Source organism: Serratia sp. JSRIV006, assembly GCF_019968685.1.
GTDB lineage: Bacteria > Pseudomonadota > Gammaproteobacteria > Enterobacterales > Enterobacteriaceae > Chania > Chania fonticola_B.
Genome location: NZ_CP074137.1, coordinates 3,100,456 through 3,124,326, shown reverse-complemented (window position 1 = coordinate 3,124,326; position 23,871 = coordinate 3,100,456). Strand labels below are relative to the sequence as shown.

Here is a 23,871-nt window from a genome sequence, read left to right as displayed (position 1 = left end):
ATAGGACAGGACATGACCAAAGCACTTCCCGAACAGCATGTCGAATTGATGCAGGCCGTTGCGCTTGGCGACCGCAACGCATTTGAACAACTTTATCGGCAGACCTCGCCGCGCTTGTTTGCCGTTGCTCTGCGTTTACTGCGCCGTCAATCCTGGGCCGAAGAGGTGCTGCACGAAAGCTTTATCAGCGTGTGGAATCGCGCTGCCAGCTATGATCCCAATCTCAGTTCCCCCTTGACCTGGCTGACGCACATTGTGCGCAACAAGGCTATTGATTGGTTGCGCAGTGCTGGAGGCCGGGCGGGGCAAACGGAAGAGGAGTGGCTGGATGACCTGGGGGCGAGCACGGAAGAACCCGCTAGTCAGTTGCTGCTGGGTGAGGAGGCTGGAAAGCTGGCCGAGTGCCTGAATCATCTGAACGTTGAACAACGTCAGAGCATTGTGTTGGCTTACTACCAAGGCATGTCTCATGGCGAGGTTTCGGCACATCTGCAACAACCGCTTGGCACGATCAAAAGCTGGATCCGCCGGGCACTGGATCATTTGAAAAACTGTGTGGGCCTATGAAAAGCAAAGGTGAGTATGACTCGGCGTTAGCCGCAGAATATGCCTTGGGCACGTTGCGCGGGCCTGCGCGGTTGAACTTTGAACAGCGTATCCAGCGGGAGCCGACGCTGGCCGCCTTGGTGGCACGTTGGCAAACGCTGCTGGCTCCGTTGGATCTGGCATTGACCCCAGTATTGCCACCGGAACGCGTGTGGAAAAAGATCAAACTTGGTTTGCCCATTGAGGTCGCGCAACGACGTAAACGCTGGGACTACCTTGGCTGGGCACTGGCTGCCGGTTTGGCCGCGTTGTTGCTGGTGCCGCGTTTTATCACCCAGCCGCAGGATTTTGCTCCGGCGGTGGTGCTCAATGCAGGTCAGCAGGGCAGTGGGCAATGGATTGTCAGCATGGACAGTGGCAAACGCCATCTGAGACTAACCCCGCTTAACCCGCAAACGCTAGCCGTAGCCAATAGCCTGCAACTGTGGGCGATCCCGCCGGGTGAAAAGCCGCGTTCCTTAGGGTTGGTTGCTGCAGAGAAGCCGACCGAGCTGGCAGTGAACTCGATGACGCTGGCGCAGGGCATGACCATTGCCATCAGCCTCGAGCCAGCGGGTGGCTCACCTACAGGGCTTCCTACCGGTCCGGTGCTGTACAGCGGCCAGTTAACTTCGCTCTGATCTGATTGATATTCCTGCCGATGATTTTTCGCTGAAGGCGACGATAATCCCATTTACGACCATACTAAAGTTATCAACCATCGTTACCGGTGACTTTATGATATGGATCGAGCAAGGGTTGTACTTGAGAGTGGTGCAGATGGAAAATGCACCCAAGCCTTATCCGTTGGATAGCGGATTCAGCCTGTATACGGCCTATCGTGCATTGGGGATGTATAATCCTTCGGAAACCGCCGATGCTTATTTCATCCTCTCGAACGATCGGGATGAGATCTGGTTTATCTGCAACCGCCATCTTAGGACGGTGGGCCTGTTTCCTGATATCCACGATTTTAGGTATTTGTTGTGACTTCGAAACATCGTCACCTTATGGCTGCCTGAACCATTTTGTGAATCACCAAAAATCTCGCCTCGGTGAGATTTTTGCCATTTGAGTCCTAACGATTAGTTGTGGCATGGCTAGTACAACCCTCGCGAATACACCTCATCCTTCTGCTTTGAGATACTGCTTATCTAAAGCCGTGTTTTGGCTTCAACGGAGGAATTCAAATGCAGATAAATAGACAAGGTGTTACCGATCGCGAGGTGTTGCTGTCATGAGCCTGGCGGGGTTAATTCAGTTTTCCAAAGGTCATTGGCAACTATTGTTGGTCTGCTTGCTTGCAGCCCTGTTGTTCAGCATGCGTCAACGCATCGAAGATTTGAATAGGGACATCGATCAGTCTCAAAAAGATAACGAGGCGTTGGGCTCCGCATTAATCGGCAGGGATGAAACCATTCAGGCGCTGAAAGGTGCGGCGGATGCCGATCGTCGTGCTACCGAACAACAGCTCAAGATTGAACAGCAAAAGAGAGTAAAGGCCGATGCTGAAAATAGAACGTTACGCAAAGCGTTGGAGGATAACGACTGCGGTCATCAGCGGTTGCCTGCTGATGCTCTCGATATCCTGCGCGGAGCGACCAAAACCAGTGCCACCGGCTCCGCAACTGATCTACGTATATCCGCCAGCGGTATTGCTACAGCAGTGTGAGAAGACACCGTTTACCGGGGAGACTTTCGGGGATGCCGTCATGGCCTTACAAGTGAGCCAGAGTGAGCTTGATATCTGCGCCTCACGGATCGAAGCGTTGATCACATGGCAGGCCGAGCGGTTATCGGTCGGCGGATAATGTGCTGGTTTGGTATTCCTGCCTCAGAGAAAAAGCTTGACTTAAATTAACTTGACGTTAATGATAATGCCTATCATTACCTATTGATGATTCTTGATATAGCGTAGGATGATTTAACAACCCGTCGGGTCTTAACCATAGGGAGTGGTTATGATTAAGAATAAAAAATTCACTATATCAATATGTGTTGGCATCTTGATCTATGCCTTGTCTTATTTCCTTTCCAGCAAGTATAAGGGCCGCTTTGCAGTTACAGACGTCCCTAGTTTTATTGTCTTGCTATTTTTTATTATTGGTCTCTGTGTGGTTGTCAGGTTTGTCATAAGGAAATTTTTCAAACTGGATTGGTGATCTCTATTTCTATTAAAAAGGAACGGTTATGAGAGCATTAACAATAGAACAACTTAATGTGGTTTCAGGTGGATTAAATCCAGAGCCAGGATATGGGGCACAAGCCAATGGATTCCAACCTAATATATCAGCAGGTGATAATGGGATGGGCTTGGGGAAAGACCCTCTGTCCAATACTATTGGTGGGGCTCTTATAGCAGGGGCGGGCTCCTTGCTTGGACCAATGGGAACCATTGGTGGTGCAGTTCTTGGGGGGATGCTGGGAGGTGGGGCATTTAACGGTAGTGCATCAAGCTCAGTGGGAATGGGGAACTAAATAGCCATTCGTTTTATGCATTTATCCAATCATTCATCAAAATTATGATAAACGTGGTCCGTCAGAATATAAATGTACTGTGATGTTGGTTATCTTCATTCAATACCGTAAAAAAACGGCCAGCTAACTTTCGTTGCTGGCCGTTTTCTATTAGATCACGCCGTTTGCTTATGAAACAGTTCCCTGAATACCGGATAGATATCATCCGGCTCGCGGATATGCTGCATGGCAAAGTTTTCAAACGTCGCCTGCAGATGTTCATATTCACGCCACAGCGTCTGGTGAGCACGGCGGGTAATTTCGATATAGCTGTAGTAACGCACCATCGGCAGAATGTTTTTTGCCAACAGTTCATGGCACAGTGGCGAATCATCAGCCCAGTTATCCCCGTCCGAAGCCTGAGCGGCATAGATATTCCACTGTGCAGGATCGTAACGCTCCTCGACCACTTCGTTCATCAGCTTGAGGGCGCTGGAAACGATGGTGCCGCCGGTTTCCTGTGAGTAGAAGAACTCCTGCTCATCCACTTCTTTAGCCTGGGTATGGTGACGAATATAGACCACCTCAACGTTCTTATAGGTTCGGCTGAGGAACAGATACAGCAGAATATAAAAGCGTTTGGCCATGTCTTTGGTTGCCTGATCCATCGAGCCTGATACGTCCATCAGGCAGAACATGACCGCCTGGCTGGAGGGTTCAGGCCGACGTTCGTAGTTCTTGTAGCGCAGGTCGAAGGTGTCGATAAACGGCACGCTGTCGATTTTCTTGCGCAACTCGGCAATCTCCTTACGCATGCGCTCTTCTTCCAGCAGTTGCACCGGTTCGGTGTTCTCCAACTGGGCAAGGCTGTCTTCAAGCTCATGCAAAGCACGCCGCTTACCGGCGGTCATCGCGGTTCGACGCGCCAGCGAGTTTTGCAGCGAACGCACCACGCTGATATTGGCCGGTACGCCGTTGGCGGTGTAGCCTGCACGGTGGGTTTTGTATTCGGTCAGCTGTTTGTACTGATTTTTCTTCAGGTTGGGCAGCGCCAGATCCTCGAACAACAGGTCGAGATACTCATCTTTGGAGATCTGGAAGACAAACTCATCCTGGCCATCCCCATCCTGGCTGGCATTGCCCTGGCCACCACCACCACCGCCGCCGCCTTGTGGGCGTTCAACGCGGTCATTTTGTACGAAGTGATCGTTACCGGGATGAACGCGATGGCGTTTACCGCCGCGCCCTTGATGGAACATTGGCTCGTTGATATCGCCACCGGGGATCGATACCGATTCCCCGCTGTCCACGTCGGTAACCGAACGCTTGTTGATGGCTTCGGCAATCGACTGTTTGATTTGCGACTTATAGCGACGCAAGAAGCGCTGGCGGTTCACCATGCTCTTGTTTTTGCCATTCAGCCGTCGGTCAATGAAATACGCCATACATCCCCCAAACAACGTTGCCAACTTTCTCTACCTTGGGTGTTTCAGGCTGTAGCCGTTAGGCTACAACCCGAAATCCTCAGGTATAGGCTATCTATGACGTCAGCGGTCGTCGGTTTATGAAGATTTTCTCACCCGCAGATACCATTCGCACAGTAGACGAACCTGCTTGCGGGTGTAGCCTTTCTCCATCATCCGGTCGACGAAGTCATCGTGTTTTTTCTGCTCATCCGTTGAGGTTTTAGCATTAAAGGAAATGACTGGCAGCAGCTCTTCGGTGTTCGAGAACATTTTCTTCTCGATAACCGTACGCAGCTTCTCGTAACTGGTCCAGTTCGGGTTCCGGCCGCTGTTATTGGCACGGGCACGCAGGACAAAGTTGACGATTTCGTTGCGGAAATCTTTCGGGTTGCTGATACCCGCTGGCTTCTCGATTTTCTCCAGTTCAGCGTTCAAGGACTCACGGTCAAACAGCTGGCCGGTATCTGGATCACGGTACTCCTGATCCTGGATCCAGAAGTCTGCATAGGTCACGTAGCGGTCAAAAATGTTCTGACCGTATTCGGAGTAGGATTCCAGATAGGCGGTCTGGATCTCTTTGCCGATAAACTCGGCGTATTTCGGGATCAGGTAGCCTTTCAGGTGCTCCAGGTATTTCTCCGCCAGATCCTGCGGGAACTGCTCACGCTCGATCTGCTGTTCCAGTATATAGAACAGGTGTACCGGGTTAGCCGCGACTTCGGCATGGTCAAAGTTGAACACCCGAGACAGAATTTTGAAGGCGAAACGGGTCGAAAGGCCGTTCATACCTTCATCCACCCCGGCATAGTCACGATATTCCTGATACGACTTGGCCTTCGGATCGGTGTCTTTCAGGCTTTCACCATCGTAGACACGCATCTTCGAATAGATGCTGGAGTTGTCTGGCTCTTTCATACGCGACAGTACGGTAAAGCGAGCCAGCGTTTCCAACGTGCCAGGGGCACAAGGCGCGTGGGTCAGTTCGCTGTTATCCAGCAGTTTGTCGTAGATTTTAATCTCTTCCGACACCCGCAGGCAGTAAGGCACCTTGACGATGTAAACACGGTCGAGGAAGGCCTCGTTATTTTTGTTGTTGCGGAAGGTCACCCATTCCGATTCGTTAGAGTGCGCCAGGATAATCCCGCTGAACGGCAGGGCAGAGATCCCCTCGGTACCGTTGTAGTTACCTTCCTGGGTGGCGGTCAACAGAGGATGTAGCACCTTGATTGGCGCTTTGAACATCTCCACGAACTCCATGATCCCCTGGTTGGCGCGGCACAGTGCGCCGGAGTAGCCATAGGCATCCGGATCGTTCTGCGCATGGTTTTCCAACTTACGGATATCCACTTTACCGACCAACGCAGAAATATCCTGGTTGTTCTCATCGCCCGGTTCGGTTTTGGCGATGGCAATTTGTTCAAGTATTGAAGGACGAACCTTCACCACTTTGAATTTGGTGATGTCCCCGCCGAACTCATGCAGGCGTTTAGCGGCCCACGGCGACATAATGGTGCCAAGATAGCGCGTCGGGATGTTGTATTCTTTTTCCAGAATAGTGGCATCCTCCTGCGGGTTGAACAGGCACAGCGGATGGTCATTGACCGGGCTGCGCTCGCCGTTGGCGCTCAGGGTGTAAATCGGCACACGCTGCATCAAGGCTTTCAGCCGTTCTGCCAGCGAGGATTTACCGCCACCCACCGGGCCCAACAGATAAAGGATTTGTTTCTTCTCTTCGAGGCCCTGGGCAGCGTGTTTCAGGTAAGAAACTATCTGTTCGATAGCTTCTTCCATGCCGTAGAACTCCTCGAATGCCGGATAGCGTGCGATCACGCGGTTGGAGAACAGGCGAGACATACGCGACTCAAGCGCGGTATCGACCATCACTGGTTCACCGATAGCCATGAGTAGACGTTCTGCCGCATTGGCATAGGCACTGCGATCTTGCCGGCAGATGGAAAGAAATTCCTGCAGTGTGAACTCTTCGTCCTTGGCAGCTTCGTAGCGCTGGCGATAGTGGTCAAATATGTTCATGGCGATGCCCGTCCTTTCGTTATTAGCACAGGTTAAAAAAGGAGCTGGTGTTGGTATTCTGGCTCCCGAAAGCGTGAAGCTATGACTGAGTACAGCAACCCGTATGCCAACTTGGTGCGCTTATTCTCGCGAGTTGCGCTGTATTGCCACTGGGCTCAGCCTAAATTCACCTTCTGATTTTAAGCTTAGTTGCATACTGGAAAATTTCCTGCAAGAGAAAGGGTCTTTTTTAAGTCATTTCAATGACTCAGTTAGGGCGGGGGACGGCAAATGCCTTGTCTGGCGCGGGTTGCGGCAAAAAACGTCATCTTTTTGCCATCAATAATTCATCTTTGGGTTCTAAGTTATTCGATCTTGGTTGTTTTCTATTGTAAAGATCCGGCAGGCTGGTCGGTTTTCACATAAACTATAGTCGTTAATTACATCTTGTTATCTATGGAAAAAGCCAGTGAAGATATCTAAACTCAAAACGCTAGCAATTATCGCTTCCGCAATGGTTTGTGCGCACAGTGCTCAGGCAGGAAGCTGGTCACTCGGTGCTTCAGCGCTGGTTAGCCCAGATCCTTATCGTGGTTATCAGGATCGTGTCTATCCCGTTCCTATTATCAATTACGATGGCGATGATTTTTACTTCCATACGCTGTTGGCCGGTTACAACCTGTGGAAAGATCAGCAAAATCAGCTGAGCCTGATCGCCTATTACTCACCGTTGCACTATAAGCCAGGCGACAGTGACGACGACCGCATGAAGCAGTTGGACAAGCGCCGTAGCACCATGATGGCCGGTGTGGCCTTTACACACAGGGCCGAGTGGGGGTCGATCCGTACGGCTTTCTCTGGCGATATGCTGGACAACAGTAACGGCCTGGTGGGCGATATTGCCTATCTCTATAAGTTCCAGGTGGATTCCTGGAGCTTTGCTCCTGGCATCGGGGTAAACTGGAACAGCTCAAACCAGAACCAATATTACTATGGCATCAATGGTGATGAGTCCCGCCGTAGTACCTTCAACACCTATAAGCCGAGCGATAGCTGGTCGCCATACGTCGAATTGAGCACCAACTATAATATCAACGCCAACTGGAATGCCTTCTTCACGGGGCGTTATATGCGCCTGGACAGCGAAGTTAAAGACAGCCCAATGGTTGATAAATCTTATACCGGCATGTTGTGGACGGGTGTGACTTACACCTTCTAATGGCTGGTTGCACTATCATGGTGCACTAGGTGCATCGAAAAGGGGCGGAAACGCTCCTTTTGCACATCTGTAGAGCGGTGGATGAAGAGAAGAGGGGCGAAATGATTCGCCCCAGTTTGATCAGCTATTTTTAATGCTGCGGATTTTCATCGCCAAACGGGCAGGTTGCTCCCCAGAGGCGATCAGCGGCTTGCTTACGCGCCCGGTTTCCACACACACCATGGTTTTGTAACCGTCGTTTGGCATGTCGGCCATGCTGCAGGAAAGCTCGACGCCTGGGTTCCAAGCGATCACATCACTCATATAGTGATGATTGACCTCGATGGTGCGTTGCAATACCGGGTCTTTGATCAGACTGCAAGGCGTGGCCTGCGTGTAAACGCGATCGGTTTGCCCGGTAAACTCCAGCTCGCCAACCTGACGTGCCTCGATCCCCTTAGCCACCTTATCGATATAATGCTCTCCCAAACCGGCAACTTTCACCTTGTCGATGTCGCCGATCTGGAAATAGCTGTGCAGAGCGGCGGTAGCCTGGTAGTCACCGTGTGATTCCAGCTCCATCTCGCACTCTTCACCCAGCTTGAAGCGGGCGATCAGGGTGAAAGCATGTGGCCACAATTTGCGGGTTTGTTCGTTATCTTGCAGCGTGAAGGTCAGGATCACGCCGTTTTCATCTTCATCGTGCGCGGTAAGCTGCCACGGCTGATTACGGGCAAAGCCGTGGGATGGGCTACCTGCCGGGCCAAACCAAGGCCAGCAGATCGGTACGCCGCCGCGGATCGCCACGCCGTTTTTGAATGGCGTATTGTTGCTCAGCCAAAGCACCGGTTTATCACCGCTTGGCTGCCAGGCCAGCAGGTGAGCCCCTTGCAGAGTAATGGCCGCACGGACTTTCGGGTGAGAAACCACCACCACGGGCAGTTCGTCCAGTTGGCGTTGGCTGATAAAAGGGGTGATTTGTTCGCTAACGGGTAGGGTGAAGATTTTTTCGTTCATGTTGTTGCCTTCTTTTCGCCGCAAAAAACAAATAAAAAGGGCGACACTAGTGTCGCCCTTGATAATCAACTGCGCATCAAGCCATTACTTGGAGATGTGAGCGATCAGGTCCAGTACTTTGTTTGAGTAGCCAGTTTCGTTATCGTACCAAGAAACCAGTTTCACAAAGGTGTCGCTCAGCGCGATACCGGCTTTAGCATCGAATACAGAAGTCAGTTTCTCGCCGTTGAAATCGGTAGAAACCACTTCGTCTTCGGTATAGCCCAGCACGCCTTTCAGCTCGCCTTCTGAAGCGGCTTTGATAGCAGCACAGATTTCTTTGTAAGAAGCTGGTTTTGCCAGACGGGCAGTCAGGTCAACCACAGACACGTTCGGAGTAGGAACGCGGAACGCCATACCGGTCAGTTTGCCGTTCAGTTCTGGGATGACTTTACCTACAGCTTTAGCAGCACCGGTAGAAGAAGGGATGATGTTCTGGGATGCGCCGCGGCCGCCGCGCCAGTCTTTGTGAGACGGGCCATCAACGGTTTTCTGAGTTGCGGTAGTCGCATGCACGGTGGTCATCAGAGCTTCAACGATGCCGAACTTGTCGTTGATTACTTTAGCCAGTGGTGCCAGGCAGTTGGTGGTACAAGAAGCGTTGGAAACGATTTCTTGGCCAGCGTAAGACTTGTGGTTCACGCCCATAACGAACATAGGGGTGTCATCTTTAGATGGGCCAGTCAGAACAACTTTCTTAGCACCTGCAGCGATGTGTTTACGTGCAGTTTCGTCAGTCAGGAACAGGCCAGTTGCTTCAGCAACGACGTCAACGTTGACTTCGTTCCACTTCAGGTTAGCCGGATCTCTTTCTGAGGTACAACGGATGGTTTTGCCGTTAACAACCAGGTGGCCGTCTTTAACTTCTACAGTACCGTCGAAACGGCCGTGAGTAGAGTCATACTTCAGCATGTAAGCCATGTACTCTGCGTCTAACAGGTCGTTGATTGCAACGATTTCGATGTCAGAACGTTCCTGAGCAGCACGGAAAACAATGCGACCGATACGGCCAAAACCGTTGATACCTACTTTGATAGTCATATATTCCACCAGCTATTTGTTAGTGAATAAAAGGTTGGTTGTAAAATTACAAAAACCTTACCGAGCGTCAAGCGGAATCGTGTCAATTCTTGCTGCAAGTCAAACCAGAGGCCCGGTTTTGCACACAAATCGCACATTCCATTTACGTTTGTCCTTCCATCGATATGGGGGCAAACCGCCAAGTATAAAGTCAGTACGTGCAAGATATGTGATCGAAGTCACATATGGTGGCAGCGTAACCTTTATGCCGTACAGTTTAGGCTAAAAAGGCCTGCAGCGTTGTTAATTTTTTGTTATTATTACTCATTGTTTTCGTTGACATTATCCACATTGCGGGAATAGCACAAATGGCTAAAGAGACAACCCCTAAGACACCGCTCACGGAACTGAATGAAATCCAACGTTATGTGACGCAAGAGCGTGGCACCGAAGCCCCCTATAGCGGTAAATTACTGCATAACCAGCGTGAGGGCGTGTACCACTGCCTGTGCTGTAACGCGCCGCTGTTCTTCTCCGCCAGCAAGTTTGATTCGGGCTGCGGCTGGCCCAGCTTCTATCAGCCCGTTTCGGACGATGCTATTCGTTATCTTGATGATAATTCACATAATATGCATCGAGTCGAGATCCGCTGTGGTAACTGCGACGCGCATTTGGGGCACGTATTCCCCGATGGTCCGCAGCCGACTGGCGAACGCTACTGTGTCAACTCCGCGTCACTGAATTTCACCGACGACGAGAATGGCGAGCAGACGGCAGGTTAAGCTGTAACTAAACCAACAAAATCGATTCAGCTAATTATTCATTCCCGGGTGAGGACATGCTCTGATGGAAGTAAAAGATCTGATTGCGGCCATGACGCCGGAAATCTACCAGCGGCTGGTGCTGGCTGTGGAACTGGGCAAATGGCCTGATGGTGTGGCACTGACGCCAGAGCAGAAAGAACACAGCTTGCAGGCGGTGATGCTGTGGCAGTCGATGAACAATGCAGACCCGCAACACATGAGCATTGGCACCGACGGGCAAATCGTGATGAAAAGCAAACAGGAGCTGAAGCAGCAGTTTATGGCCGAGCCGTTGGCCAAGCTGAAGCCGCAGTAATCTGTTGCTGGCAGGGCGATGTTGCCATCGCCCTGAAGGTTTTACTGCTTCTGCTGGCCCAAGCCTAAGCTTTCGGCTAACTGGTGGGCCAGGCGGTTGTTATCGTCCGCGCCATACTCCCAGAACATCGCCCCTCCCAATCCTTTGCTCTTGATGTACTCGGCCTTGATGGCTACCGAGCGCGGGTTTTCATAGCTTATCGCGAACAGTGGTTTGCCTGCGGATGACTTCATCATCAGATAGGGCACCTTGGCCTCGCTATCCCAATGCGCGGTGAAGCGCCGTTGTGGGTCTTTCAGCATCTTGTTCACAATATCGTTGTACTTGATGTAACTGTCTTTATCCAAATCCACGCCCAGCGACTTGAAGACGTCTTTTTCACGTGTGGTGAAATAGGGCTGGGTGACGGGATGCTTGGCCGCATCTGCCACATCCCAATCAATACCCGGCTCGGTGGCGCGTTTAGGTACCCGGCCATAGAAACCGATCCCCAGATTGAGCTGAGTTGGCTTCAGCCCGGCGGCCAGATAGTTGTTGACCACAAAGTCGGCGCTGTACTTGTCGGCGGCGGCCACGGTTGGCCATTGTTTGGAGTCATAGAGATTGGAGTTGAAATACTGGGTACCGTACGCCATGTCGTAGGTCATCAGATTGATGTAGTTCAGATAGGGCGCGATAGCCTTAACGTCTACCCATTCCTGCGGACTTTTGACGTTAGCCCCGACGGCGATGGTCAGCAGTTTTTCTTTACCCAACGCCTGATGCAGTTCGCTCAGTAGGGAGGTGAAATTGGCTCTGTCAGTGGGCTGGCTTTCCACCAATCCCCAGGCACCGTTAACCGGGTATTCCCAATCCAGATCGATACCATCTAGCTGATACTTGGCAATCACCTCCTGCACCGAACGAATAAACACCGCCCGGCTTTCCGGTGTGGCTGCCGCGCCGGAGAACCCACGAGCTCCCCATCCGCCAACGGACAGCAAAACCTTCAGCGCCGGATTTTGCAGGCGCAATTCGGGTAATAGCTTTAAGTCTGCTTCGACTTTAGGGGAGAGATAGATTTGGTGTAGGCGGGAGGGATCTTTCAGTGCCGGGTTGGTTTCCTCTTTTTCAGCGTTATAAATCAGGCCAAAAGAGTAGTTGAGGTGGGTGATCTGGCTGACGTCAAGCTGGTTGATATCACCGCCCGGCCCGGCGGTTACGTCGCCACCGCCGTTGAAGTAGCCGACAGAGAGATAAGGTGCCGCGTGAGCCATGCCCACGCCAGCCACACCGAGTTGCACCGCTACCAGCAAGGGTAGCAGTTTACGGGTTAAAGCCATGTTGTCTCCTTTGGTCAGCAAGGCCGACCTGAACCGCCTGGGGCGGTATCAATAAAGCCGGGCTCGGTAGGCCCCGGATGCGTATAACTTATTGATGCCTATGCATCAGAAGCCATAACAGCAAAAGAGACGGGAGGGGACAAGGTGAGCGCGCAGAAGAATGGTGAGAATGTGAGCAGCGTCGAAAATAAAGCGGTTGGCAGAGGATATGGGGCGCTGAGGTCAAGCAGCCCCAAAAACCGTTAGCGTTGAGTAAACTGTGACAGTGTAACTAACTGTGCGCCAGCCGACTGCATTTCTGCCAACGCCTGCTCGCTGTCATCGGGGCTTAAATTGACACCGCGGCAGCCATCGATGATGACCTGGGTCTGATAACCTAAACGCAAGGCATCTAACACGCTGAACTTGACGCAATAATCGGTGGCCAGCCCCATCACGGCGAGATGAGTGATGCCTCGTTCCTTCAGCCAGCCATCGAGCGCCGTTTGTGCCCGGTGGCCATTATCAAAGAAAGCACTATAGCTATCGATATCCGGGTTCTCGCCCTTACGGAATATCGCTGCGATGGGTTGCTTATCAAGCTGAGGATGAAGTTCTGCGCCAGGGGTACCCTGAACGCAGTGCTCCGGCCACCAAACCTGAGGCAGGCCTTCCAGTTCTCCAAGCGTACCAATCTGTGCGTTGGAGTTAATCGCAAAACTGCGATGATCCGCCGGGTGCCAGTCCTGGCTGGCAATCACCGTTTCGTTACGGGCCAGGCTGGCTGCGATAGCCTGATTGGCGACGTCAATGGTGGCATCACCTTCTGCCACGCCTAAGGCGCCGCCGGGGCAAAAGTCGTTTTGTAAATCAATCAGCAACAGAGCAGTTTTCATCAGAGTTCCCACTTCGGATTAGCCCGCAGCGCTTAATTCGCCACGCAGGTCTTGTTGCATCAGGCTGCGGATCTCTTCTGGGGTTAACGGCTGGCTCAACAGGTAATGCAGCTTGGTCAGCGCGGCTTCCACCGTCATATCAAAACCGCTGATGACGCCGGCATGAGCCAAGGCATTACCGGTCGCATAGCCCTCCATATTGACCCGGCCAGAGATACATTGTGTCAGGTTCACCACTACGATGCCACGCTCGGAGGCATCACGCAATTCATCCACCAGTTCGGCCTTTTGCGGCGCGTTACCGACGCCGTAAGAGCGCAGGATCAAGGCTTTGACCGGTTGCAGCAGGAAGTTACGCACCACGGCACCGGAAATTCCCGGATAAATCGTCACCACGCCGATGGGTTGTGGCGTGATGTTATGCACGATCAATTCCCCGTTGCACACTGGGGAGGCGATGCCGGTCTGGCGACGTATGTGGATGCCTGCTTCCAGCAAGGGGGGCAGATTGGGGGAGGCAAAAGCATCAAAGCCGTCGGCATGTGCCTTGGTGGTGCGGTTGCCACGAAACAGCTTGTTGTTGAAAAACAGGCTGACCTCGTTCACCGGGTGATTGGCGGCCAGATAGAGGGCATTCAACAGATTGGTTTGGCCGTCGGAGCGCAATTCTGCCAGCGGGATTTGCGACCCGGTGACGATCACCGGCTTATCCAGGTTCTCCAGCATAAAAGACAGGGCTGAAGCGGTAAACGCCATGGTGTCGGTGCCGTGCAGAATAACAAAGCCGTCATAGCGCGAGTAATTCTGTTTGATGTCGTCGGCGATATGCTGCCAGTCTTCGGGGGTCATATCCGAAGAGTCGATCAACGGGGCATATTCATGAATGGTGAAATCCGGCATCTCTGGGCGATGGAACTCGGGCATCAGTGCCAGCTGGCGCTGTAGGTGGCCGGAAACCGGGATGTATCCCTGTTCGGAACGCTGCATACCGATAGTGCCGCCGGTATAGGCGACGTAAATGGATTTCTTTTGCATGGCTTCGATCTTGTGGCTGTCAGATAGGCTGAATTATAGGGAGATAGCAGGAGAAAAAAAGCCCGGCGGGTGCCGGGCTAGAGATTTATTTGTTAACGGACCTCTCCGCAAGTCAGGCATATGGCATAACGATGCTGCGGATCGTTCAGGTTATTAAACAGGCCAGGCTGTTCTTTCACCGCCAGCGCCACCGATGCCAACGGGGCTGGCAGCATTGACTGGATCGCCTCAGGCAGCATGGCGTGGATAGAAACGCCAAACTGGCTGAGCAGCATATCCGTCATACTAGGGGCATCGATAAACCAGTTGAGTTGCCACTGTGGCAGCTTGGCCAGCTCTGCTGCCTTCTTCACGGCGTCGTCAAAGTCGCCCAGTTGGTCGATCAGGCCATTTTTCTTGGCGTCGCTACCGATCCAGACGTGACCTTGAGCAATTTGATCGACCTGCTCTGGCGTCATCTTCCGGGCGGTTGCCACCAGGTCGATGAAGTTTTTATAACCGTTCTCGATGTTCAACTGCATCATCTGCGAGAACTCTGGCGGCAATGCTTTCGTCACGGCCAGGTCGGCCAGTGGTGACGTCGCGACGCCGTCGGTATGTACCCCAACGCTGTCCAAGGTGTTCTCATAGGTGTTGATCACACCGAAGATACCGATGGAGCCGGTGAGGGTGCTCGGGCTGGCAATGATGTAATCTGCCGGGGTCGACACCCAGTAACCGCCAGACGCGGCCATTCCACCCATGGAAACCACTACGGGTTTACCTGCGGCGCGAACCGCTGCCAACTCGGAACGGATCACTTCTGAAGCGCTGACGCTACCTCCAGGGCTATTGACGCGTAGGATAACGGCTTTGATTTTCGGATCCAGACGCGCCTGACGCAGTTGTGAGGCCGTGGTGTCGCCACCGACCGATCCTGGCGTCTGCGGGCCATCCATGATCGCGCCATTGACAAAGATGACGGCGATCTCACCGCCCTGATCCGGTGACGGCTGCGGCTGGTAATCGTATATGCTGACCGCATTGAAATCATTGCTCTGCTTGTCCCAACCGAAGGTTTTCACCAACTGTGTTTCTATCGCAGTGCGAGAGGCCAGCTCATCGACCAGTTTGCTGTTCAGGGCGAACTGCGCGGTGTCGCCACCCGCCGCCTTTAAACCACTGAGAATATCTGCTGCGCCTGGGAACAACTGATCTGGCGTAAGTTGACGGTTAGCCGCCACCGTATCCAGATAGTTTTGCCACAGCCCGCCAACCCAACGGCTATCGGCTTCCCGCGCAGCCGGTGACATATCATCACGGATCAGCGGTTCTACGGCCGATTTATAGGTGCCCACGCGGAAAATATTGGTGGTGACCTTCAGCTTCTCCAACAGGGATTTGTAATAAAGGTTGTTGGTGGCGAAACCATGCAGATCGACGGCACCCTGTGGTGACAGGTAGATCTTGTTGGCGTAGCTGGCCAGATAGTATTGCGTTTGGTTATAACTGTCGCCGATGGCAAAGATCGGTTTACCACTGTCGCGGAACTCACGTAGTGCCTTGCCGATGTATTGCAGGGAAGGCTGATCCGCCCCGGCAAAATCATTCAGCTGCAACACCATACCGGTGATGTTTTTATCCTCTTTGGCCTTGCGAATGGTATCCACCACGTCAAACAGTGAGTTTTCCTGCAGACGGTTGCTGGAGGCGCCCAACAGTTCGCGTCCCCACTGACGAACCCGGTTGTTTACCGAAGGTTGATCGACCACCACGCCGCTGAGATCGACCAGCAGTGCGCCATGCGGTGTTACTGCCGAAGAATTGCCTTGGAGTGAAAGATAAATACCGACCCCGACCAGGATCAAGAAAATCAGGAACAAGTTCAGGATAAGTTCCCTGACGAAATTCAGCAGACGCCATGTCCATCTGAAAATACCAGCAATAATTCGCCCCAATGTGCGCATGTGCTCTCCAACAAGAGTCTAGAATGTTCCGCTATCCTAATGAGCGGCCGAAGAAATGTCAGCTTTAAATCATCTGCCATTTATCCCCCTGCAGCCTGAGTGGCAACGGGTATAGACAGTATTACAGAGGCTGTAACTCTATGTAGAGCTATGTTAACGTGATTTAAACGAAAATTGTTATCAGGAGTTAATGATGGATGCTCTGGATCTTTTACTCAATCGCCGTTCTGCGTCACGCCTGACCGCACCGGCACCCGCAGGTGAAGTACGTCAGAATATCATCAACGCCGGGCTGCGCGCGCCGGATCACGGTACGTTACAGCCGTGGCGTTTTATCCTGATCGAGGATCAGGGTCTGCAACGTTTCAGTGAATTGCTGCAAGCCGCCGCCAGACAAGATGAACTGGATGAGAGTGCGGTAGAAAAGGCCAAACAGGCACCTTTTCGTGCACCATTGATTATCACGGTGGTTGCTCATTGCAGTGAAAATCCGAAAGTGCCGCGCTGGGAGCAGGTTGTCTCTGCCGGTTGCGCGGTGCAGGCGATGCAAATGGCGGCTTTGGCGCAGGGCTTTAATGGCATCTGGCGCAGCGGTGCCTGGACAGAGCATCCGTTGGTGCGCGAAGCCTTCGCCTGCCGCGAGCAGGACGAGATCGTCGGTTTCCTCTATCTAGGCACGCCGCAGTTAAAAGGTTCAACTAAAGTGGTCGCTCCGGACAGTACGCCTTTCGTCCGCTACTTCTGATCCGCCATGCGGGAGCTCGCCGAGAATGCGCGATAACCCGCAGTTTTGTACTGTTTCTGAGCAGGTCGCACGCATAATGCCAACCTGCTCTTATCAATCCCCTCGGCAAGCGCTACCCTATATCCCATTGTGATATCCTTACGTTCGTTTGTTACCCAGAGGGAGTGGACTATGACATCGCCGGCCATTCGTTTGACCCAGTACAGCCACGGCGCTGGCTGCGGCTGTAAAATCTCACCCAAAGTGCTTGAAACGATACTGCACAGCGAGCAGGAAAAGTTTATCGATCCCCATCTGCTGGTGGGTAATGAAACGCGTGATGATGCCGCAGTGTATGACATCGGTAACGGCGTGGGCATTATCAGCACCACTGATTTCTTTATGCCGATCGTCGACGATCCGTTTGATTTTGGCCGTATTGCGGCAGCCAACGCCATCAGCGACGTGTATGCCATGGGCGGTAAACCGATCATGGCCATCGCTATTCTTGGCTGGCCGATTGCCAAGCTGCCCGCAGAGGTTGCCCAACAGGTGATCGACGGTGGCCGCTATGCTTGCCAGCAGGCGGGGATTGCATTGGCGGGTGGCCATTCTATTGATGCCCCAGAGCCGATTTTTGGCTTGGCGGTAACCGGCATCGTCAAAACCGAGCTGGTGAAGAAAAACAGTGCGGCGCAGGCAGGCACCAAGCTATTCCTGACCAAACCGCTGGGCATTGGCGTGCTGACCACCGCAGAGAAGAAAAGCAAACTGCTGGCCGAACACCAAGGCTTGGCTACTGAGGTCATGTGCCAGTTGAACAAGCCTGGGGCAGACTTTGCCGAAGTGGCAGGCGTAACGGCGATGACCGATGTTACCGGCTTTGGCCTGCTTGGCCACCTTAGCGAGATGTGCCAGGGCTCCGATCTGCAGGCAACCGTATGGTTCGAATGCGTGCCGAAACTGCCGGATGTTGAACGTTATATCAGCGAAGGCTGCGTACCGGGCGGTACCGGGCGTAACTTTGAAAGCTATGGTCACCTGGTTGGCGCCATGAGCGATCTGCAACGTCAATTGCTGTGCGATCCGCAAACCTCCGGCGGTTTGCTGCTGGCAGTATTGCCGGAAGCCGAAGCCGAAGTGCAGGCGATAGCGGCCCGTCATGGCATCACGCTGAACGCGATTGGTGAATTGCAGGCCGCACAGGCGGGTAAACCACTGATCGAGGTTGTCTAGTGTCAACGGTGCAGACTCGACAGGATACGCAAGACTACCAGCGCCTTTTTCTACAGGATGTGCCGCTGATTGACGTGCGCGCGCCGATAGAGTTTACGCAGGGGGCATTCCCCTGTTCAGTTAATCTGCCGTTGATGAGCGACAGTGAACGTCAGGCGGTGGGCACCTGCTACAAGCAGCATGGTCAACAAGCTGCGATCGCTCTTGGGCACAGCCTGGTCAATGGTAAACTGCGTGAGCAGCGCACGCAGACCTGGATCGAACAGTGTGCCCGGCAGCCAGAAGGTTATATCTACTGTTTCCGCGGTGGTCTACGCTCGCAATTGGTGCAACAGTGGCTGAGAGAGGCTGGTGTTGACTATCCACGCGTGGTAGGCGGTTATAAGGCGCTGCGCAATTTTTTGCTCGGTGCGCTTGAGGCCGCCGCTGCGTTGCCTATGCTGATCGTTGGCGGTAACACCGGTTGTGGCAAGACGCTGCTGATTAATGAATTGGCAGCCGGTATCGATCTCGAAGGGATCGCTCATCATCGCGGTTCGTCTTTTGGCCGTACGCTGGTGAAACAGCCCACCCAAATCAATTTTGAGAATCAGCTGGCTACGTGCATGTTGAAGAAACAGCACGGTGGCTGCCGCCATTGGGTGCTGGAGGATGAAAGCCGGATCATCGGTTCGAATAATCTCCCATTAGGGCTGTTCAATGGTATGCAACAGGCTGCCCTGGTGGTGATTGACGATCCGTTTGATGTGAGAGTGGCACGCCTGCAAGATGAGTATATCGACCGGATGCGCATTGCCTTTGAGCAAGCCTATGGCGAGCAAGACGGCTGGCGGCAATATGATGAATATTTGCACCATGGCCTGTTTGCCATCCGCCGCCGCCTGGGACTGGAACTGTTCCAGCAGTTGACGCTGCGTCTCGAATCGGCGCTGCAGGTACAACGGCTCACTGGCCAAAGCGAAGCGCATCAACAATGGCTGGTGCCGCTGCTGCAACACTATTACGATCCGATGTATCGCTACCAATTAGAGAAGAAAACCCAACGTGTGATCTTTCGCGGTAATTACGCGCAAGTCAGAGAGTTCCTGATGACGTATAGCCAGAATAACGGTGAATAATGCGACTGTTTATAGCCGAAAAACCGAGTTTGGCCCGCGCCATTGCTGATGTCTTACCCAAGCCCCATCGTCGGGGTGACGGCTTTATTGCCTGTGGCAGCAACGATGTGGTGACCTGGTGCGTTGGGCACCTGTTAGAACAGGCCCAGCCGGATGCTTACGACAGCCGTTACGCGCGCTGGTCGTTGGCCGACTTACCGATAATCCCGCAGAAGTGGTTGTTGCAGCCGCGCCCTTCGGTCAGCAAGCAGCTGAACGCGATCAAAAAGCTGCTGGCAGAAGCCGACGAAGTGATCCACGCGGGTGACCCGGATCGGGAAGGGCAGTTGCTGGTGGATGAGGTGCTGGATTATCTGGCATTGACGCAGGAAAAGCGCCAGAACGTGCGGCGTTGCCTGATCAACGATCTTAACCCACAGGCGGTGGAGCGTGCGGTACAGCGTCTGCGTGATAACCGTGACTTTATCCCGCTGTGCGTTTCCGCGTTGGCGCGTGCGCGTGCCGACTGGCTTTACGGCATCAACATGACCCGGGCTTATACGCTGCTAGGGCGTAACGCGGGCTACGACGGCGTGCTGTCGGTTGGGCGGGTACAGACGCCGGTACTGGGGCTGGTGGTGCGGCGCGATGAAGAGATCGAAAACTTCGTCTCCAAAGACTTCTTTGAGGTGAAAGCGCATATCGTCACGCCGAAGGAAGAACGCTTTGTCGCCCTGTGGCAGCCGAGTGAATCTTGTGAGCCTTATCAGGATGAGGAGGGGCGTTTACTGCACCGGCCGTTGGCCGAACACGTGGTTAAACGCATCGAAGGCGCACCGGCGCTGGTCACCTCGTATAATGATAAACGGGAATCAGATACCGCTCCGCTGCCGTTTTCCCTTTCAACGCTGCAGATTGAAGCGTCGAAACGCTTTAACCTCAGCGCCCAGCAGGTGTTGGACGTTTGCCAACGGCTGTATGAAACCCACAAGCTGATCACTTACCCGCGTTCTGACTGCCGTTATCTGCCAGAGGAACACTTTGCAGGGCGTCATGCCGTGTTGAACGCCATCAGCGTACATCAGCCGGATCTCTATCCACAGGAAATAATCGATAGTGAACGCCGTAACCGCTGTTGGGACGATAAAAAGGTTGATGCGCACCACGCGATTATTCCCACGGCGCGTGCCAGCAAGGCCAGCCTGAGCCAGGATGAACAAAACGTTTACAGTTTGGTGGCCCGGCAGTATCTGATGCAGTTTTGCCCGGATGCGATGTTCCGCAAGTGCGTCATCGAGCTGGATATCGCTGGCGGCAAGTTTATCGCCAAGGCACGTTTCCTGGCCGAAGCGGGCTGGCGCACCTTGCTGGGCAGTAAAGAGCGTGATGAGGAAAACGAAGGTGCACCGCTGCCTGTTGTCGCCAAAGACGATGAATTACTGTGCGAGCGTGGCGAAGTGGTAGAACGCCAGACTCAACCGCCACGGCCTTTTACGGATGCCAGCCTGTTGTCGGCCATGACCGGGATTGCGCGTTTTGTGCAGGATAAAGCGCTAAAGAAAATCCTGCGAGCGACCGATGGTTTAGGGACAGAGGCAACGCGCGCAGGCATTATCGAGCTGCTCTTCAAGCGGGCGTTCCTCTACAAGAAAGGGCGCTATATTCACTCCAGCGAAACCGGGCGGGCACTGATCCATTCATTGCCAGACCTGGCGGCACGCCCTGATATGACGGCGCAGTGGGAGTCTACGTTGACGCAAATCAGCGAAAAATCCTGCCGTTATCAGGACTTTATGCAACCGCTGGAAGGCACGCTGCAACAGCTGATCTATCAGGCTAAGCAGAGCCGGGCCAGTATAGCGTTTCGTGGCTTGTCGCCTGCACCGTCAGCCGGGGCGAAAAAGCGTAAAAAAAGTGCCGGAAAGGCACGGGAGAAAAGTGAATGAGCCGCATACCCTTGTTGATTGGTTGTTTGGCATTGTTTTCCACCGGCGTATTGGCCAATCGTGGTAACGTCGATGTCGTCGTGCCGGTTTCCCCTGAAATATGGGGCACCGCACGTACCACGGCAACGCCGCCGCCTTGCAACCGTTGCTGCATTTATCAGAATCAAAACTATTCTGAAGGTGCGTTGCTGAAAGTGGGTGACGAGATGATGCAGTGCGCACGCGACCCTAACGTCACGGGCACCAATCCGTTAATCTGGATCCGCCTCAAGCGGTGATTGCAGAGTGTGTAGGGGCACTGGCTGCCCCTAGTCGGATAGTAAGCGGATATAGCTTTCCAACAAGGGAATATCGGCGGGGGCTAGCGGGTAGTTTCTGGCCTGTTCGGGAGTAACCCAAGCAAATGCGCTATGGCAATGTAGCTGTAATTCCCCGCTAAAGGAGACAACCTGCCAAGCATGTAGCCGAATAATCCTCTCCTTTTGCGGCCACTGATTGCTGGCCAAAAAACTCCCCACTTTGGCGATAATGCCCAGCTCTTCCCTCAGTTCACGGGCGAGCGCCTGGGGCTGGCTCTCAGCCATTTCGACCTTACCGCCGGGAAACTCCCATAGGCCAGCCTGATCGCTGCTGCTATCGCGTTGAGCGAGCAGGATCTTGCCGTCTTGTTCGATAATGGCGGCAACGACATCAATGATTTTCATAGCTTGGATTCTATATCGCCCCGACGTGCATCGGGGCAGGGGGATTACAGTGCAAACTCGGCCCAGACGGGAGCATGGTCTGAGGGTTTTTCCATACCACGGATCTGATAATCAATGCCGGTGGCGGTACAGCGCGCAGCCAATGAGGTGTTAGCCAACAGTAGATCGATACGCAGACCACGGTTTTCATCGAAACCTCGCGAACGATAGTCAAACCACGAGAACTCATCGTTACGCTCAGGGTTGGCATGCCGGTAGGTATCTACCAGACCCCAGTCCAGCAGGCGGCCCATCCACTCACGCTCTTCCGGCAGGAAGGAGCATTTGCCGGTGCGCAGCCAACGTTTGCGGCTCTCTTCACCAATACCGATGTCCAGATCGGTTGGACTGATGTTCATATCGCCCATGATCAATACCTGCGACTCTGCCGGCAGTTGTTGCAGATAATTTTGCAGGTCTTGATAAAAGCGGGTTTTGGCTGGGAATTTGATCGGGTGGTCGCGGCTTTCTCCTTGCGGGAAGTAACCATTAATCACCGTCAATGTGCCTTGTGGCGTTGCCAGGTCGGCCATGATGATACGACGCTGCGCATCTTCTTCATCAGTAGGAAAACCACGGCGTACGGCAAGAGGTTCATCTTTAGTCAGCAACGCCACGCCGTAATGGCCTTTCTGCCCATGATAGAACACGTGATAGCCGTGTTGGCTGACTTCTTCCAGCGGGAACATATCGTCGTGGACTTTGGTTTCCTGCAGGCCGATCACATCCGGCTGATGCTGCTCGATAATTGCTGCCAACTGATGCGGACGTGCACGCAGTCCATTGATATTAAAAGAAACAAACTTCATGAGCGCTGCCGTTTTTATCCGAAAAAATGTGTTCAGATAGTAGCAGAGTTTGGCCGAAAATGTAACGCGGACCAGCGGCAGTATGCCGCTGGTGGCCAGGGATTATTTCGCCCAGCGGTCGTAATTCTGCGGTTGATAGTCATCAAACTGCTGGATTAAGGCTGCCGGAGAATCGCTGATATGCAGGGTCTTGAGATAATCATGTCGCATAAAGCCTTGATCGGCGACGTGCTGTAAAAACTGGCTTAGCGGGTGGTAAAAACCGTTAACATCCAGCAGCCCGACCGGCTTGCTGTGGTAACCGATTTGCCCCCAGGTCCAGATTTCGAACAGCTCTTCCAGCGTACCGATACCGCCAGGCAGGGCAATAAAGCCGTCGGCCAGTTCAGCCATCCGCGCTTTACGGGTGTGCATGTCAGGGACGATTTCCAATTCGGTCAGGCCACGGTGTGCCGTTTCGGCCTCGACCAATCGCTGGGGAATGATGCCTATTGCTTCGCCACCGGCCTCTAGCACCGCGTCCGCTACCACACCCATTAACCCTTTTTTACCACCGCCATACACCAGACGCCGCCCTTGGGTGGCAAGCAGATGACCTAATTGGCGGGCATGTTCGACATAGGCTGGATTATTACCCTCGCTGGCACCACAAAAGATACAAATGTTGTTACGCATGACTTTCCCTTGCTGCTTTTAACGAAGCCAGTGGTATAGCGAATTGTAGGGTTTAGTTCAAGGGGAATTGGTATTGCGATGGTGGTGGGAAGGATAACTTCGTAGGGATGAAACTAGGTAGTGTTTTATACCGCTACACCCAGGCTTGAGACAGGTGGGAGTCATTGCAGGTTAGCCGACCGTTGAGCGCATGGATGCGCGATTGCGAGCCCCCAGGGACGGGTTTACGGCGTGTCGGCGTTCTGCATGACTTCCACCTGTAGCACAATAAGGAGCAGCTATTTGGTTCGGTGGTACATGATGATTTGACGGAAATATTTAGTCTGTGAGGGGTATACAAGGATGGTGGTGGGGAGGATGACCGCGCAAGCGCGTTGTCCACTGCGTGGACTCGAACCTTGGTCGAAGCTTCTCATCCTCCCCTGCTCAGTGCTGTATGGGAATGAGATGATGATTTAAAACTGGGGAGGTATATAAGAGATGGTGGTGGGGAGGATGACCGCGCAAGCGCGTTGTCCACTGCGTGGACTCGAACCTTGGTCGAAGCTTCTC

The 23,871-nt window shown here is 53.3% G+C and carries 24 protein-coding genes; 13 read left to right on the top strand and 11 right to left on the bottom strand.

From position 1 onward, the window contains the following. Positions 1-12: 12 nt before the first annotated feature. The 5 genes from KGP16_RS14440 (at position 13) to KGP16_RS14420 (ending at position 3,063) form a co-directional block, all read left to right on the top strand. Positions 13-567, top strand: coding sequence for a sigma-70 family RNA polymerase sigma factor (locus KGP16_RS14440; RefSeq protein ID WP_021181195.1), 555 nt, complete (start codon positions 13-15; stop codon positions 565-567). Next, positions 564-1,226, top strand: coding sequence for an anti-sigma factor domain-containing protein (locus tag KGP16_RS14435; RefSeq protein ID WP_223499891.1), 663 nt, complete (start codon positions 564-566; stop codon positions 1,224-1,226). The genes KGP16_RS14440 and KGP16_RS14435 overlap by 4 nt, the downstream gene beginning before the upstream one ends. A gap of 97 nt (positions 1,227-1,323) precedes the next feature. After that, the gene (locus KGP16_RS14430; protein ID WP_021806622.1) at positions 1,324-1,575 is read left to right on the top strand and encodes a hypothetical protein; all 252 of its coding nucleotides are present in this window, start codon (positions 1,324-1,326) and stop codon (positions 1,573-1,575) included. A 247-nt stretch (positions 1,576-1,822) separates the two neighbouring features. Beyond that, on the top strand, positions 1,823-2,257 hold the full coding sequence (locus KGP16_RS14425; RefSeq protein WP_094981341.1) for a DUF2570 family protein: 435 nt from the start codon (positions 1,823-1,825) through the stop codon (positions 2,255-2,257). A 518-nt stretch (positions 2,258-2,775) separates the two neighbouring features. Continuing rightward, complete coding sequence (locus tag KGP16_RS14420) at positions 2,776-3,063, top strand: hypothetical protein (RefSeq protein ID WP_094981339.1); 288 nt, start codon at positions 2,776-2,778, stop codon at positions 3,061-3,063. A 155-nt stretch (positions 3,064-3,218) separates the two neighbouring features. On the opposite strand, the gene KGP16_RS14415 is transcribed toward KGP16_RS14420, so the two are convergent. Both KGP16_RS14415 and yeaG read right to left on the bottom strand, forming a co-directional pair. Beyond that, complete coding sequence (locus KGP16_RS14415; protein WP_037375997.1) at positions 3,219-4,487, bottom strand: YeaH/YhbH family protein; 1,269 nt, start codon at positions 4,485-4,487, stop codon at positions 3,219-3,221. A 117-nt stretch (positions 4,488-4,604) separates the two neighbouring features. Further along, a complete protein-coding gene (gene yeaG, locus KGP16_RS14410) occupies positions 4,605-6,539 on the bottom strand; it encodes a protein kinase YeaG (RefSeq protein WP_021806619.1) in 1,935 nt (644 codons plus the stop codon). Positions 6,540-7,032: 493 nt separating this feature from the next. Between yeaG and KGP16_RS14405 the strand changes: the two genes are divergently transcribed. Further along, positions 7,033-7,737, top strand: coding sequence for a MipA/OmpV family protein (locus tag KGP16_RS14405; protein ID WP_305802312.1), 705 nt, complete (start codon positions 7,033-7,035; stop codon positions 7,735-7,737). A 120-nt stretch (positions 7,738-7,857) separates the two neighbouring features. Here the strand turns inward: KGP16_RS14405 and KGP16_RS14400 are convergent, their stop codons facing one another. Both KGP16_RS14400 and gapA read right to left on the bottom strand, forming a co-directional pair. Next, complete coding sequence (locus tag KGP16_RS14400) at positions 7,858-8,733, bottom strand: D-hexose-6-phosphate mutarotase (protein WP_046808300.1); 876 nt, start codon at positions 8,731-8,733, stop codon at positions 7,858-7,860. An 84-nt stretch (positions 8,734-8,817) separates the two neighbouring features. Beyond that, a complete protein-coding gene (gene gapA, locus KGP16_RS14395) occupies positions 8,818-9,813 on the bottom strand; it encodes a glyceraldehyde-3-phosphate dehydrogenase (protein ID WP_021181204.1) in 996 nt (331 codons plus the stop codon). 347 nt (positions 9,814-10,160) lie between these two features. Here gapA and msrB point away from each other — a divergent pair, with 347 nt between their 5' ends. Further along, positions 10,161-10,574 carry a peptide-methionine (R)-S-oxide reductase MsrB gene (gene msrB / locus KGP16_RS14390; RefSeq protein ID WP_021181205.1) on the top strand — a complete coding sequence of 138 codons (414 nt, stop codon included), beginning with the start codon at positions 10,161-10,163 and terminating at the stop codon, positions 10,572-10,574. A 64-nt stretch (positions 10,575-10,638) separates the two neighbouring features. Next, complete coding sequence (locus KGP16_RS14385) at positions 10,639-10,911, top strand: YeaC family protein (RefSeq protein WP_021181206.1); 273 nt, start codon at positions 10,639-10,641, stop codon at positions 10,909-10,911. Between the two features lie 41 nt (positions 10,912-10,952). Here the strand turns inward: KGP16_RS14385 and KGP16_RS14380 are convergent, their stop codons facing one another. From KGP16_RS14380 to sppA, 4 genes are all read right to left on the bottom strand, one after another. Beyond that, a complete protein-coding gene (locus tag KGP16_RS14380; protein WP_223499890.1) occupies positions 10,953-12,233 on the bottom strand; it encodes a glycoside hydrolase family 18 protein in 1,281 nt (426 codons plus the stop codon). 242 nt (positions 12,234-12,475) lie between these two features. Then, entirely contained in the window at positions 12,476-13,108 is a 633-nt protein-coding gene (gene pncA / locus KGP16_RS14375; RefSeq protein ID WP_021806615.1) for a bifunctional nicotinamidase/pyrazinamidase, read from the bottom strand. Positions 13,109-13,126: 18 nt separating this feature from the next. Next, positions 13,127-14,143 carry an asparaginase gene (ansA, locus tag KGP16_RS14370; protein WP_021806614.1) on the bottom strand — a complete coding sequence of 339 codons (1,017 nt, stop codon included), beginning with the start codon at positions 14,141-14,143 and terminating at the stop codon, positions 13,127-13,129. A gap of 92 nt (positions 14,144-14,235) precedes the next feature. Continuing rightward, on the bottom strand, positions 14,236-16,089 hold the full coding sequence (gene sppA / locus KGP16_RS14365; RefSeq protein WP_021806613.1) for a signal peptide peptidase SppA: 1,854 nt from the start codon (positions 16,087-16,089) through the stop codon (positions 14,236-14,238). A gap of 193 nt (positions 16,090-16,282) precedes the next feature. Here sppA and KGP16_RS14360 point away from each other — a divergent pair, with 193 nt between their 5' ends. From KGP16_RS14360 to KGP16_RS14340, 5 genes are all read left to right on the top strand, one after another. Continuing rightward, entirely contained in the window at positions 16,283-16,834 is a 552-nt protein-coding gene (locus KGP16_RS14360) for an NAD(P)H nitroreductase (protein ID WP_059200975.1), read from the top strand. Positions 16,835-17,005: 171 nt separating this feature from the next. Beyond that, complete coding sequence (gene selD / locus KGP16_RS14355; protein ID WP_021806611.1) at positions 17,006-18,049, top strand: selenide, water dikinase SelD; 1,044 nt, start codon at positions 17,006-17,008, stop codon at positions 18,047-18,049. After that, entirely contained in the window at positions 18,049-19,167 is a 1,119-nt protein-coding gene (gene mnmH, locus KGP16_RS14350; RefSeq protein WP_223499888.1) for a tRNA 2-selenouridine(34) synthase MnmH, read from the top strand. The genes selD and mnmH overlap by 1 nt, the downstream gene beginning before the upstream one ends. Continuing rightward, the gene (locus KGP16_RS14345; RefSeq protein WP_021806609.1) at positions 19,167-21,092 is read left to right on the top strand and encodes a DNA topoisomerase III; all 1,926 of its coding nucleotides are present in this window, start codon (positions 19,167-19,169) and stop codon (positions 21,090-21,092) included. The genes mnmH and KGP16_RS14345 overlap by 1 nt, the downstream gene beginning before the upstream one ends. Then, a complete protein-coding gene (locus KGP16_RS14340; RefSeq protein WP_223499886.1) occupies positions 21,089-21,370 on the top strand; it encodes a DUF1496 domain-containing protein in 282 nt (93 codons plus the stop codon). The genes KGP16_RS14345 and KGP16_RS14340 overlap by 4 nt, the downstream gene beginning before the upstream one ends. 30 nt (positions 21,371-21,400) lie before the next feature. Here KGP16_RS14340 and KGP16_RS14335 read toward each other — a convergent pair whose 3' ends face one another. The 3 genes from KGP16_RS14335 to KGP16_RS14325 all read right to left on the bottom strand — a co-directional run bounded on the left by KGP16_RS14335 (position 21,401) and on the right by KGP16_RS14325 (position 23,319). Next, the gene (locus KGP16_RS14335) at positions 21,401-21,796 is read right to left on the bottom strand and encodes a pyrimidine (deoxy)nucleoside triphosphate diphosphatase (RefSeq protein WP_223499885.1); all 396 of its coding nucleotides are present in this window, start codon (positions 21,794-21,796) and stop codon (positions 21,401-21,403) included. A gap of 44 nt (positions 21,797-21,840) precedes the next feature. Beyond that, positions 21,841-22,644 carry an exodeoxyribonuclease III gene (xthA, locus tag KGP16_RS14330; RefSeq protein ID WP_021806607.1) on the bottom strand — a complete coding sequence of 268 codons (804 nt, stop codon included), beginning with the start codon at positions 22,642-22,644 and terminating at the stop codon, positions 21,841-21,843. Between the two features lie 102 nt (positions 22,645-22,746). Then, positions 22,747-23,319: a TIGR00730 family Rossman fold protein gene (locus tag KGP16_RS14325; protein ID WP_179247562.1), complete on the bottom strand. Its 573-nt coding sequence runs from the start codon at positions 23,317-23,319 to the stop codon at positions 22,747-22,749. Positions 23,320-23,871 lie beyond the last annotated feature (552 nt).

Bases quoted from the DNA above. Each gene is read 5' to 3' on its own strand.
- KGP16_RS14335 (WP_223499885.1), bottom strand. From the start codon at position 21,796: ATGAAAATCATTGATGTCGTTGCCGCCATTATCGAACAAGACGGCAAG.
- KGP16_RS14425 (WP_094981341.1), top strand. From the start codon at position 1,823: ATGAGCCTGGCGGGGTTAATTCAGTTTTCCAAAGGTCATTGGCAACTA.
- yeaG (WP_021806619.1), bottom strand. From the start codon at position 6,539: ATGAACATATTTGACCACTATCGCCAGCGCTACGAAGCTGCCAAGGAC.
- KGP16_RS14345 (WP_021806609.1), top strand. From the start codon at position 19,167: ATGCGACTGTTTATAGCCGAAAAACCGAGTTTGGCCCGCGCCATTGCT.
- KGP16_RS14435 (WP_223499891.1), top strand. From the start codon at position 564: ATGAAAAGCAAAGGTGAGTATGACTCGGCGTTAGCCGCAGAATATGCC.
- KGP16_RS14415 (WP_037375997.1), bottom strand. From the start codon at position 4,487: ATGGCGTATTTCATTGACCGACGGCTGAATGGCAAAAACAAGAGCATG.
- ansA (WP_021806614.1), bottom strand. From the start codon at position 14,143: ATGCAAAAGAAATCCATTTACGTCGCCTATACCGGCGGCACTATCGGT.
- sppA (WP_021806613.1), bottom strand. From the start codon at position 16,089: ATGCGCACATTGGGGCGAATTATTGCTGGTATTTTCAGATGGACATGG.
- KGP16_RS14405 (WP_305802312.1), top strand. From the start codon at position 7,033: ATGGTTTGTGCGCACAGTGCTCAGGCAGGAAGCTGGTCACTCGGTGCT.
- KGP16_RS14440 (WP_021181195.1), top strand. From the start codon at position 13: ATGACCAAAGCACTTCCCGAACAGCATGTCGAATTGATGCAGGCCGTT.
- KGP16_RS14360 (WP_059200975.1), top strand. From the start codon at position 16,283: ATGGATGCTCTGGATCTTTTACTCAATCGCCGTTCTGCGTCACGCCTG.
- KGP16_RS14430 (WP_021806622.1), top strand. From the start codon at position 1,324: ATGATATGGATCGAGCAAGGGTTGTACTTGAGAGTGGTGCAGATGGAA.
- selD (WP_021806611.1), top strand. From the start codon at position 17,006: ATGACATCGCCGGCCATTCGTTTGACCCAGTACAGCCACGGCGCTGGC.
- gapA (WP_021181204.1), bottom strand. From the start codon at position 9,813: ATGACTATCAAAGTAGGTATCAACGGTTTTGGCCGTATCGGTCGCATT.
- msrB (WP_021181205.1), top strand. From the start codon at position 10,161: ATGGCTAAAGAGACAACCCCTAAGACACCGCTCACGGAACTGAATGAA.
- xthA (WP_021806607.1), bottom strand. From the start codon at position 22,644: ATGAAGTTTGTTTCTTTTAATATCAATGGACTGCGTGCACGTCCGCAT.
- KGP16_RS14380 (WP_223499890.1), bottom strand. From the start codon at position 12,233: ATGGCTTTAACCCGTAAACTGCTACCCTTGCTGGTAGCGGTGCAACTC.
- KGP16_RS14325 (WP_179247562.1), bottom strand. From the start codon at position 23,319: ATGCGTAACAACATTTGTATCTTTTGTGGTGCCAGCGAGGGTAATAAT.
- KGP16_RS14400 (WP_046808300.1), bottom strand. From the start codon at position 8,733: ATGAACGAAAAAATCTTCACCCTACCCGTTAGCGAACAAATCACCCCT.
- KGP16_RS14385 (WP_021181206.1), top strand. From the start codon at position 10,639: ATGGAAGTAAAAGATCTGATTGCGGCCATGACGCCGGAAATCTACCAG.
- pncA (WP_021806615.1), bottom strand. From the start codon at position 13,108: ATGAAAACTGCTCTGTTGCTGATTGATTTACAAAACGACTTTTGCCCC.
- KGP16_RS14420 (WP_094981339.1), top strand. From the start codon at position 2,776: ATGAGAGCATTAACAATAGAACAACTTAATGTGGTTTCAGGTGGATTA.
- KGP16_RS14340 (WP_223499886.1), top strand. From the start codon at position 21,089: ATGAGCCGCATACCCTTGTTGATTGGTTGTTTGGCATTGTTTTCCACC.